The organism is Protofrankia sp. CiP1_Cm_nod1 (assembly GCF_920888515.1).
In the GTDB taxonomy this organism is placed as follows: Bacteria; Actinomycetota; Actinomycetes; order Frankiales; family Frankiaceae; genus Protofrankia.
In genome coordinates this window covers 1-9,789 of the sequence record NZ_CAKKTM010000139.1, presented here as the reverse complement: position 1 = coordinate 9,789, position 9,789 = coordinate 1, and the positions used below count along the sequence as shown (strand labels likewise).

Sequence of the window (9,789 nt, the reverse complement as noted above, 5' to 3'; positions counted from 1 at the left end):
CCCCACATCTCGGGGGCGACCGTGTAGTCGGCGGTCGAGGTGAACACCCCCGTGTAACTACCGGCGCCCAGCTGGCTGAGGAGATAGTGGCCTTCCAACGAGGCCTCCGCGGCCAGCATCGCCATCATGAACCAGATGATCCCGGAGCTGGACAGGATCACGATCCCGGCCTGGCGCAGCACCTCGGAGCCGTAGTGGCGCACCCCCGGCAGGCGGCGCACGGAGGCGACCGCGAACCTGGCGATCTCACCGAGGTCGTACACCAACGACCGTTCACTGCTGTAGGAACCGAAGTTGCCGATACCGGTATCTGTCAGCGGCTTCGCCGCGACATCACTGCTGTTTTCTGTCACGGTCACCGTCGAACCCCTTTCACCGGTTCACCAGCATGTCGGGGTTCAGGCCCAGCAGCGTCGCGTTCGCCATGAAATTGATCACCCACACGGCGGCGAAACACAGCACCACCGCCTCGTTGACGGCCCGTCCGACACCCTCCGACCCACCACGCGCGGTGAGCCCCTTCTGCGCGCAGACGATACCGATGAACAGGCCGGTGAGCGTGGACTTGATCAGGACGCCGACCAGTTCGGGGGCCGTCAGGCTCGACAGGAAATTCGCAAAATAACCGCCGGTGGACGTCGCGCCGAACACGGTCGCGGAAAGCATCGCCATGATGATGCCGAGCAGGCCGCCGATGATGGTGAAGGCCACCGTCATGATCGTGATGGCGAGCACCCGGGGGAGCACCAGCATCCGTGTCGCGTCGATCCCGAGCACCTTCAGCGCGTCGAGCTCCTCCCGGATGCGCCGGGCGCCGAGGTCCGCGGTCATGGCCGTGCCCATCACGCCCGCGACGGCCATCCCGGTGCAGAACGGCGAGATCTCCCGGAGACTCGCCATCACGAAGTAGGTGCCCAGCCGGTTCTGCCCACCGAGCAGGCTGAGCAGGTCGTACGCGTAGTTCGCGATGAGGAACGTGAAGCCGCCGACCGCGAGGCTGCACGGCAGCCAGCAGAAGCGCAGCATCGCGTACATCTCGTCACGGGTACTCCCCCAGTACCCCCGCGGCTGGCGTACCGCCGTGGTCGCCAGCCGCCCGAGTAACTGCCCGCTCTGCCCGACGTCGACGGTCACCCGCTGAAGGAGCGGCGGAAGCCTTGTCATGACACCCGTGGCAATGGGCCGGGGACGTGAGCGGTGGCTGCCGGGCTCGGTTACAACCTGCTGTGTCATCTGTCTCCTCGATCAGTTCGGCGGTGCGCCACGCCCGCGGGCCCACCGCGTCGTCGACGGGATTCCCATCCCTGCCGGTATCCGCGACAGCGAGAAAACCCACGGTCCCGGGAAACGCCGCCCCACACCACGGCACCGGCCAGCCGTTTCAGCCGCCGGCGGCAAGGTACATGGCCACGAGAACCGCACACACCACCACGGCCCATCCGGTGAACAGGAGACGCAGTACTCGCGGAGCCTCCCGGAGCTCCATGAAGTACCGGCCGACGAGGTACACCTTGAAAAAGGCCACCACAATCACACCGGCCGTCGCGGCCGCCGGGGCGCCGTGCCCCTCCCCGAGATACCAGGAGACCACGGTCGCGCCCATGAGCGCGAGCCAGGCGACGACGGTCGGATTCCTGCGGACAGAACTCCTGAGGACGGAACTCCTGACGGCAGCGCTCCCGGCATGCGTCGACATCTGGTCACCTCATCAGGTACAGCAGCGCGAACAGGACTATCCAGAGCAGGTCGACAAGATGCCAGTAGCAGGCGCCGGCCTCGAGATTACGTATGTCCCGGGCCTCCAGGACCGGCTTGCGGGCGATCCTGTACATGATCACAAGGCCGATCATTCCGATCAGCAGGTGCAACAGATGGATACCGGTGAAGACGAAGTAGTACATGTAGAAGCTGTTGGCCGACGGCGTGTGCCCCGCGTCAATCTTGTCCGAGTACTCCAGGTACTTGTTGAGGACGAAGCCGGCGCCGCAGAGCAGCGTGACGAGGATCATCCGCGAGCCGGGCCGGGAAGCCCCTCCGCGCAACGCGCTCAGGCCCAGCACGACGAACATCGACCCGGTCAGCAGCAACAACGTGTTCACCGCGCCGAACGTCAGGTTCATGGTTTCGTGCGCCTGCTCGAAGAGCTCGGTGCTCCGCGACCGTTCGTGGACGAACACACCGAAGAACAGCCCGAAGACGAGCATGTCCCCGAAGATGAAGACCCAGATACCGATCTCGCCCGGCACCCGGCCCCCACCGCGAGGACGCCACTGGGGCGCCCTCGCGGTGCGCGAGGCGAACGGGTCCACGAACGGATCCATCCCGGACGGCACACTCATGGTCACGACACGGCGGCAAGGTCCTGCTCATGGACGAAGCCGCGCCTGACGTTCTGCATCGACAGGTAGCTGAAGTACAGCACCCAGGCGCCGAAGACCACGAACGGCACCCACAGGCACACCACACCGGTCCAGCCGAATGGCCCGCTCTTGAAGAACCACACCGTCCCGCCGGGCATGAAGCACACACCCGACCAGATGCTGAAGTATCCCGTCCAGCGCGGGAAAACCGGTGTCGTCCTGTCCAGCAGGATGTTCAGCCCGAGTGCGATGGCCCAGATGGTGAACGGCATCCAGGTGCCGAGCAGGATGATGAAGCCCGCGTCGTTGAACGCCTGCGTGATCTCCGGTGATGTCTCCCCGGGGCGGAAGGCGGCGGTGGCCCAGAGACCGCAGTTCACGACGATCTGCGCGGTACCCGCGGCCATACAGGTCAGCTGGACGTAGGTCAGAACCGGGAAGAGCCCTTCCTTGCGCCGGGTCTGGACGGCCATGCACACGCCCCAGACGCCCATCAGCGCATAGGCCAGACAGGTGAACACGAGACCGACCCGAATGGCGTCCTTGTGGTCCCGGTAGTACTGCGCGACCTCCTGGGCGGAATCATTCGGGTGGATGGCGGGCGGGAAGTACCGGGCGAGCCAGACACTCCCGATCACGAATAAAACGAACATGGCCGGGCCGCACCAGGCGACGAGTAACTGCGAGTTGCGGCTCATGCTCCGACGCTCGGCCTGAGCCAGAGCGGATCTGTTTGTGTCCGCTCCCCCTCCCAGCGGGGACGTGATGACATCGGTAGCGCTCACGGGACCCTCCTTCTCCCTCGGTCGAGGTGGTGCAGGCGGGCCGGGCGGCCCGTTATGCCCTGCTTCGCGCCGGCAGAATCCACCCTCGCGCCTCCTCGGGCGCGACCATCACAGCCAGCAGCAAACTCACACCCCAGACGGTGGTCACACTAACAAACAAGTGATTGTTTTCCGCCGACCTTAGTTCCCTGTGTGACCTGTGTCAATGTCGCCGTGTCCGCTACGACACACAAACGTACGATCGTCTGTTCAGATCTTGCGACAGCAACGGCCCCGTCCCGCCGCGGCAGGGCCCCACAGCAAGATCTGCTGGCGCTCGTCCACCGATCGACGCCGCCGCGGAGGACGTGGGCCGCCTTCAGGCCCTCAGCCCCGCAACGGCAGCGTCCCGGGATGGGAGCCCGCGCCGGAGCGCAGGTAGCGGTACCAGAGCAGCGCCGCCGGCCGGTCCCGCGGCTCAGCGGACAGGCTGGCCCGCACGAGATCCACGCCGGCCCGGCCGAGAACACCCTCGACAGCCCGTACGGCGCTCTCCGGCGTGACCGTCCGGCCGGGCGCGAGGATACGGACGATGAACAGGCCGAGTTTGAACAGGTCAGAGCTGATCGACTGCGGCTCGTGTATCGCCGGGGGGAAGAAGTCCGGCGTGTGGCCCTGGTCGACAACCGCCGCGTTGCCGACCTTCCGTACCGCGTCGCAGTCCACCAGGAGCACATCCGGAGTCGGCCGCAGACGGTAGAGGGCGTTACGGGCGGAGATGTCACCGAAGACGATGCCCTGGTTGTGCAGGAAGGCCACCAGGTAGGCCAGCCGCAGGCACAGCCACCACCGCTGCGCACGGTCCGGGAACGGCAGACCGAGCGCCCGCATCTGCTCGGGACCGGCGAACAGCGACCGCGCTTCGCACGGCTGGCGCTGCGGTGGCCCTCCCGTCGCTGCCGGGAAGACCTGGAAGAAGGCGTCGGGTATGAGCCGCATGACGACTCCGAGCACCTTTGCGCGGGCGGAGTCGGCGTCACCGTCGACCACGATCCGCAGTGGCCAGGCCAGATGCGTGTCGAACCACAGGCGCTGGTCCGCCGGCAGCGCCAGCCGCAGCGCAATGATGTTGGCGAGGCCCTGGGCCGGCACCCGCCCCACGATGGAGCGGTACTCCTTGTAGACGAGCGGCACCCCCACCTCGGGAAGGCCGAATTCGGGCAGCCGGTAGACGACGGCCTGCCCGCCCCGGCTCAGCAGATCGGCCCGGCCCAGCCGCTGCCGCTCGACAGCAACACTCTGCCATTTCATGGAATGCTCTCAGTAACGAACGTCCGGGTCGATCCAGGACTCGGGCGGATCGACGATGACCGTGTCGAGGGCGTGGACGTCCGTTTCATCGATCACCACCATCTCCTGGTGGCCCGAGGCCACAACACTTCGTACGATGATCTCGGTCAGGTTCCTGATCGCGCTTTCCGGGCTGGCCAGCCGGCTCTGTATGAACAACGGCGCCGTCGGCGCCGGATGAGCCAGCACCCGCATGATCTCGGGATTCGAGTCGGCGACGGCGCAGGGGATGATGTGCGGGATGGCCGGGCATTCCCTGAGCAGGGTGGCGAACGCCTCCTCCCAGGCACCGGGAGGATCATCGAAGGGTTCACCGTCGCTGAGGAAGAACACCCCGGGGCGGCCCACGGCGAAACCGTCGGCCTCCAACTGGCGGTGGTCGCGGTCGACGGTGGCCCGTAACAGGTTGAACGCGGGCGCGTATCGGGTGCCGTCGTCACGGCACGCCAGCTGGGGGAACGTCGTCGTGGTGAGCAGGTCGCACAGTGGCAGCACCGTCCGGCTGCCGCCGGCAAAGTCAATCATGCCGACCCGGACCCGGGCGGCGGCGACCGAATCACGGGCCAACGCCTCCCCGATCCGCCGCAGAATGAGGTTCGCGGTGTCCAGGCGTGGCCCGTCCATGGACTGCGAGACGTCCACCACGAGGTAGAACGGAATCAGGGTGCTCTGTGGGTGTGTGCCTGTGGGATACACGGCTGTCTCCACCTCCTTCTGCCGATGCCGCTTCCGTCTCCGCCGTCTCCGTCGATGTCACATCTGTCGATGTCACATCTGTCGAGATCACCCGGCCGGCGGACCGCCGGGCACCGGGCTACCGAGTGACCACGGCAACGACGACCGCCAGCGCGAGAAGCAGCAGGATCGCGACAGCCAGCACAACATTGGTGACCTTCGTGGTGGGAGCCACGCCACCGCCGGCAGCGCCGCCGTCGGCACCGCCGGCAAGGTGCGACAGCGCCGGGAACGGGTCGAAACGGCCGGTCCGGGCCCGCGCGCACCACGGGCATTCCGGGAGATGCCCGCTGTAGGTATGGCCCCTCCGGTTGCCGCACACCTGGACGTCGTCCCAGGCCAGGTCGAGCGCGTCGGCCCACTCCTGCGCGGCCGGCCGCGACCCGGCCGTGCCGTGGCCCGCCCCGAACGTCTGCCTGGCCAGCGCGGCGATCGGCGGCGGCAGGACGTCGGGCTCGACGGCCTCGTCCGGGACCTCGACCTCCCTGGGCGCCGTCAGGACGGTGATGCCGTACTGGATGTTCGTCTCGGGTGACGGGTCGACGTCCAGCTCCCGGGCCGGAATCCCCTGGAAGGGATGCTCCCCGCACAGCAGCAGCTGGCATATCAGCACGGCGAGGGTGAACCGGTCCGTCTCGACGCTCTTGCGGCCGGACAGCTCGGGCAGCAGCTCGGGCGCGGCGTATTCCGGGGTGACGGTGTGGCAGGCGAAAACCTCCCCGTCGTACCGGAACTGCAACGAGTCGCAGTCGAGAAAACTGATCAGCCCGTCAGCGCGGACGTGAATGTTCGACGGTGCCAGGTCGCCTATCACGATCTCCTGGTCGTGCAGGACGGCGACCAGCTGGCTCAGGTTGCTGGCCACCCCCAGCAGAAACTTCCAGTCCTTGCCCGGGAAGTTCGTCAGCCGGGTGTAGTGCTCGAAGAACGTGCTCAGCGGCTGGTCCTCGGAGCGCCGCATGACATATCCGAGAACCGCCCCGGTGGAGTCGCGGGCGAGTTCCTCCGGCCACACCAGCCCTGGATGACCGGAAACGGGATCGACGAACTGTGACGCGTGGAAGGCACGCAGCATGCACTCCAGCCGGCGGGTGCGCCGGGCGTCGGGCTCCCGGTAGATTTTCGCCGCCCGCCGGGAGTCACCGTCCACGGCGTGGACGACCGACTCGGTCCCGGCGCCGAGCACGGTCGAACAGGTCAGCCTGCGCCCGTTGACAAAGATCTCCGTCACCGGCACAGGACCGCCACCAACAGCGTCGTGTCATCCTGGGTCGCTTCGGTGACGTCCGCCCGTAACAGCAGCTGGACGAGCCCGGAGGCGTCGAAATGATCGTCGTCGAGCAGCCTGAGCACGGTGTCGATGACCGGTTCCCGGGACACCGCCAGCCGGCCGTCGTCGTCCCGCCGCAGGGTCGCGGGGATCAGGCCGTCGGTCGACACGAACACACCGCTGATCCAGGGGTCGTAGACGGCGTTCACCCGGGCGGCCCGGCTGGTGTCCGAGGTCAGGAAGACCGCGTGGGTGGCGTGCTCGGCGTCGGCGGTCCCGGCGTCGAGCAGGTGCAGGTTATCCTGTCCGCCTTCACCCGTGCGGACGACGACGAAGCCGTCCCCGATGCCGAGACAGCCGACGACGGGATGGGCGAGCACGACGACCGTCAGCGTCGTCGCGAACTCGCCGACGTGCTCCGGCCCGGCGATCGCGGCGACGATCCGCCGGAACTCGGCGACTATCTCCTCGTGCGCGTCCGCCAGGATCCGCTGTAGTTCGGGCGCGGTCGTGGACCGGCCGGCGCGGTGGATCCGGTCACGCACCAGCCGGGTGGCGATCGCGACCGCGAGCCGGGAGCCCTCGGCCGACCGGGGCGCGGATCCCGCGCCGTCGGCCACCGCCAGCACGTGGACGTCGGGCAGCGGCCCCTGCCCGCCCAGCGACAGGTGGGCGAAGGAGTCCTCGCACCATCTGCCCTCCCGCACGTGCGAATACCCCTGGACGCTGGCCCCCCGGATACGCCACCGGTCGGGCCGGCCGCCGGCACCGCTCCGGACGGCCACGGACCGCCGGCCGGGGGTCATACCTGCCTCGGCTGGTAGCCGCGCAGTTTGTAGTTGGGGTCCTCCACGCTTCTGTCCAGCTGCACGAGGATGTCGCTGAAGTCGAACCGTCCGTACATCATGTTCCGCTCCGGGGCCAGCTCGCGCAGGGTTTCCTGGCCCTGGTCGTCGATGGGCGGAATGCCGATCGCGAACAGCGCCAGTTTCTGGTTCGCCTCCAGCCCGCGGATCTCGCTCGCCAACGGCCGCCAGTCCAAGCTCGGATGCCCCTGGTCGTCGGTCGGCCGGCCGTCGGTGACCAGCCAGACGAGCGGACGTTTCCAGGTCACCTTCTCCCGGGCCAGCTGCCGCTTGCGCGCCTCGATGACCGAGATGCTCAGCCGGACCGCCTCGACCAGCGGCGTCACCCCGTCGGCGGTCAGTTTCGGCGGCTGGAAACTGTGGGCCGGCACGAACGGGGTCCGGTCGCTGCGCGGGTCGAAGCTCTCGCTGCCGCGCCATTTGCGCACTCCCCCGGCGCCGAAGGTGATGAGCGCGAACTCGGTGGTCCGCGCCATCTTCTCGCCGGCCCGCATACTGCGCGCCCAGCCGGCGAGCGCGTCGTTGAGCCTGCCGATCGCCTCACCACGCATCGAGTACGAGGTGTCCATGCACAACACCACGAGCACGCGATGGCTCGGCCGGGGAATGGGAATGTTCCCGATGATGTCCCGCGGCTGCTGACGGTCCGCTGGCCTGTCAGAGCTGTTACGAGGTGCCATTTTCCGATGTGTCCCCGTCTGCGTAGTCACTGCGGGCTACCGGTCTGGGCTGCCGTGCGGCGGCCAGGCCTGTAGCCCGTCCACCCTGTGCGTCCTCAGCAGCACCTGGTCGCCGACACGCGGCCGGCTTGCCCCCGGGCCGCCCTTCCAGGTCGCACGGTAGAGCCCGCCGTCGACCTCGACGTAGCCCTGCGGATCGAAAGCGGAATGCACGACGCCGAACGAGCCGATGCCGACGTTCGGTTGCGCGACCGGGGACAGCGGCCGCCTGCCGCCATACCCGTCGTCCTCGTCGTCCTCGTCGTTGTCGCCGCCGCCGGCACCGTCGTCCTCCCGGCCCAGCAGGCGACGCCAGCGAACCAGCCACTGCTGCGCCGCCGATGGTGGGCCGTGCCGTCGGGGCGCGGCGGTGGTCGGCCCGTTGTCGGCACCGCCGCCCTTCCGGCTCGACAGGCCGCGCCGCCAGAGCACGGCAACCAGCCCGAGCGGCACGGCGACGATCAGCACGTAGAACCAGAACGACCGGCCCGAGTCGTCCCGCTCCGACAGGAGCGAATCCCCGGGCCCGGTGAACGGGGTGCTCGAGGAGTCCACCTGTAACACCCGCCTGAGCGTGACGTCCAGGACGAACGGGTCGGTGTTGGTGGCGTACATCCGCGATTCGCGTTCCGTCCCGGTACCCGCCACCTGCTCCCGGCACTGCTTCTTGCAGGGTGCCTGCTGCCCGCCCCCGCTGTCGTTGCGGGCGAAGGCGGCGCGGGCGGAGTCCGCGTCCGCGAACCGGTGGCCGGCCACGGCCAGCAGCAACGAACCGGCCGTCCCGAGATCGGGCTGCGCGCCGGTACGGGAACGGTCCGGCAGGGCGACCTGGACGACGAGCCTGTCCCGGCGATCGAAGATCGTATCCAGGGCGGCCGGCCTGTCCTGGTCACCGGCCAGCCCGGCGGCGCCGGTCACCCGCACCACGACGGCTCCGTCGCCGTCCGGAACCCCGTTGAGCAGGCTGTTCAGGTTGTCCAGGACGGTCCGGTCGACCTGCGCCGGCAGCTCCATGACACGTACCTGGAACACCGGCCGCTGATCGGACACCGGCGCGGCCACCGCAGGCCACCCGGACAGCGGCGGTACGACCGCCGTCACGGCGGCCAGCCCCACGATCACAACGGCCGCCGCGGCCGCCGGTAACCAGGCTCGGGCCCGTAACCGGCCCGGACGCCGCCGTCGCTGCCGCGCGACGCTGTCCATACCCGTCACGGGGCGATGATGGCCGCCTCGCAGCACCGGAACCCCCCGCGATATCTACTGCTGCTCGTGACAGCTACAGGCCACTGTAGTCAGCGGAAAGCCAGCATAGCGACCCGATTGCCCCGGACCTGCCGCCCGGCCCGGCCCCACCAGAGCCCGGTCCGCTTCGCAGGTCCGCTTCGCCGGCCCGATACGCCGGCCCGATACGACGGCGCGGCAGGTGGCACGACCGGTAGCGCGGCAGGACCGCCGCCACCGGCTCCTCCTCGGATCACACGCCGGCAGACCGGGACCGCCGGACCACGCCGATGTTCGGCAGCGGGGAAGTACCCCGGCGGCCACATGATCCACTCCCGGAGTGGTTGAGACCGTTACGCACTCATCTCTGGATGCGGCCGGGCAGCGATCAACGCGGGAACCCAGCTGGCCGCGGTCACGTAGTCGGCAAGTGGCGGCGCTATCAGATGAACGAGGAAAAGCCTGTCTCTTATACACATCTGACGCTGCCGACGACTAGTC

At 68.5% G+C, this 9,789-nt stretch carries 10 protein-coding genes and 1 pseudogene; all 11 read right to left on the bottom strand.

Features of this window, described 5'->3' with window-relative positions; translation table 11 throughout:
• A pseudogene (locus NBX02_RS06780) lies at window positions 1–359 on the bottom strand (ABC transporter permease); the annotation flags it as partial.
• A gap of 13 nt (window positions 360–372) precedes the next feature.
• Window positions 373–1,164, bottom strand: a complete 792-nt coding sequence (locus tag NBX02_RS06775) for an ABC transporter permease (RefSeq protein WP_250282541.1) — start codon at window positions 1,162–1,164, stop codon at window positions 373–375.
• Window positions 1,165–1,381: 217 nt separating this feature from the next.
• A complete protein-coding gene (locus NBX02_RS06770) occupies window positions 1,382–1,696 on the bottom strand; it encodes a cytochrome C oxidase subunit IV family protein (protein ID WP_250282539.1) in 315 nt (104 codons plus the stop codon).
• A 4-nt stretch (window positions 1,697–1,700) separates the two neighbouring features.
• Window positions 1,701–2,339 (bottom strand): cytochrome c oxidase subunit 3 family protein, encoded by a 639-nt coding sequence (locus NBX02_RS06765; RefSeq protein ID WP_250282549.1) that lies wholly within the window; start codon window positions 2,337–2,339, stop codon window positions 1,701–1,703.
• 2 nt (window positions 2,340–2,341) lie between these two features.
• Complete coding sequence (locus NBX02_RS06760) at window positions 2,342–3,145, bottom strand: hypothetical protein (RefSeq protein WP_250282536.1); 804 nt, start codon at window positions 3,143–3,145, stop codon at window positions 2,342–2,344.
• A gap of 366 nt (window positions 3,146–3,511) precedes the next feature.
• Window positions 3,512–4,435 carry a hypothetical protein gene (locus tag NBX02_RS06755; RefSeq protein WP_250282534.1) on the bottom strand — a complete coding sequence of 308 codons (924 nt, stop codon included), beginning with the start codon at window positions 4,433–4,435 and terminating at the stop codon, window positions 3,512–3,514.
• A 9-nt stretch (window positions 4,436–4,444) separates the two neighbouring features.
• Window positions 4,445–5,170 (bottom strand): VWA domain-containing protein, encoded by a 726-nt coding sequence (locus tag NBX02_RS06750; protein WP_250282532.1) that lies wholly within the window; start codon window positions 5,168–5,170, stop codon window positions 4,445–4,447.
• Window positions 5,171–5,288: 118 nt separating this feature from the next.
• Window positions 5,289–6,440: a protein kinase domain-containing protein gene (locus NBX02_RS06745; RefSeq protein WP_250282531.1), complete on the bottom strand. Its 1,152-nt coding sequence runs from the start codon at window positions 6,438–6,440 to the stop codon at window positions 5,289–5,291.
• Window positions 6,437–7,186 carry a protein phosphatase 2C domain-containing protein gene (locus NBX02_RS06740; protein WP_250290488.1) on the bottom strand — a complete coding sequence of 250 codons (750 nt, stop codon included), beginning with the start codon at window positions 7,184–7,186 and terminating at the stop codon, window positions 6,437–6,439. The genes NBX02_RS06745 and NBX02_RS06740 overlap by 4 nt, the downstream gene beginning before the upstream one ends.
• A gap of 95 nt (window positions 7,187–7,281) precedes the next feature.
• On the bottom strand, window positions 7,282–7,914 hold the full coding sequence (locus tag NBX02_RS06735) for a VWA domain-containing protein (protein WP_250290486.1): 633 nt from the start codon (window positions 7,912–7,914) through the stop codon (window positions 7,282–7,284).
• Window positions 7,915–8,061: 147 nt separating this feature from the next.
• The gene (locus NBX02_RS06730) at window positions 8,062–9,270 is read right to left on the bottom strand and encodes a hypothetical protein (RefSeq protein ID WP_250290484.1); all 1,209 of its coding nucleotides are present in this window, start codon (window positions 9,268–9,270) and stop codon (window positions 8,062–8,064) included.
• Window positions 9,271–9,789 lie beyond the last annotated feature (519 nt).

What these genes read in the sequence shown, in the direction of transcription:
- NBX02_RS06735 (WP_250290486.1), bottom strand. Translation starts at nt 7,914, where the DNA reads ATGGACACCTCGTACTCGATGCGTGGTGAGGCGATCGGCAGGCTCAAC.
- NBX02_RS06765 (WP_250282549.1), bottom strand. Translation starts at nt 2,339, where the DNA reads ATGAGTGTGCCGTCCGGGATGGATCCGTTCGTGGACCCGTTCGCCTCG.
- NBX02_RS06755 (WP_250282534.1), bottom strand. Translation starts at nt 4,435, where the DNA reads ATGAAATGGCAGAGTGTTGCTGTCGAGCGGCAGCGGCTGGGCCGGGCC.
- NBX02_RS06775 (WP_250282541.1), bottom strand. Translation starts at nt 1,164, where the DNA reads ATGACAAGGCTTCCGCCGCTCCTTCAGCGGGTGACCGTCGACGTCGGG.
- NBX02_RS06730 (WP_250290484.1), bottom strand. Translation starts at nt 9,270, where the DNA reads ATGGACAGCGTCGCGCGGCAGCGACGGCGGCGTCCGGGCCGGTTACGG.
- NBX02_RS06770 (WP_250282539.1), bottom strand. Translation starts at nt 1,696, where the DNA reads ATGTCGACGCATGCCGGGAGCGCTGCCGTCAGGAGTTCCGTCCTCAGG.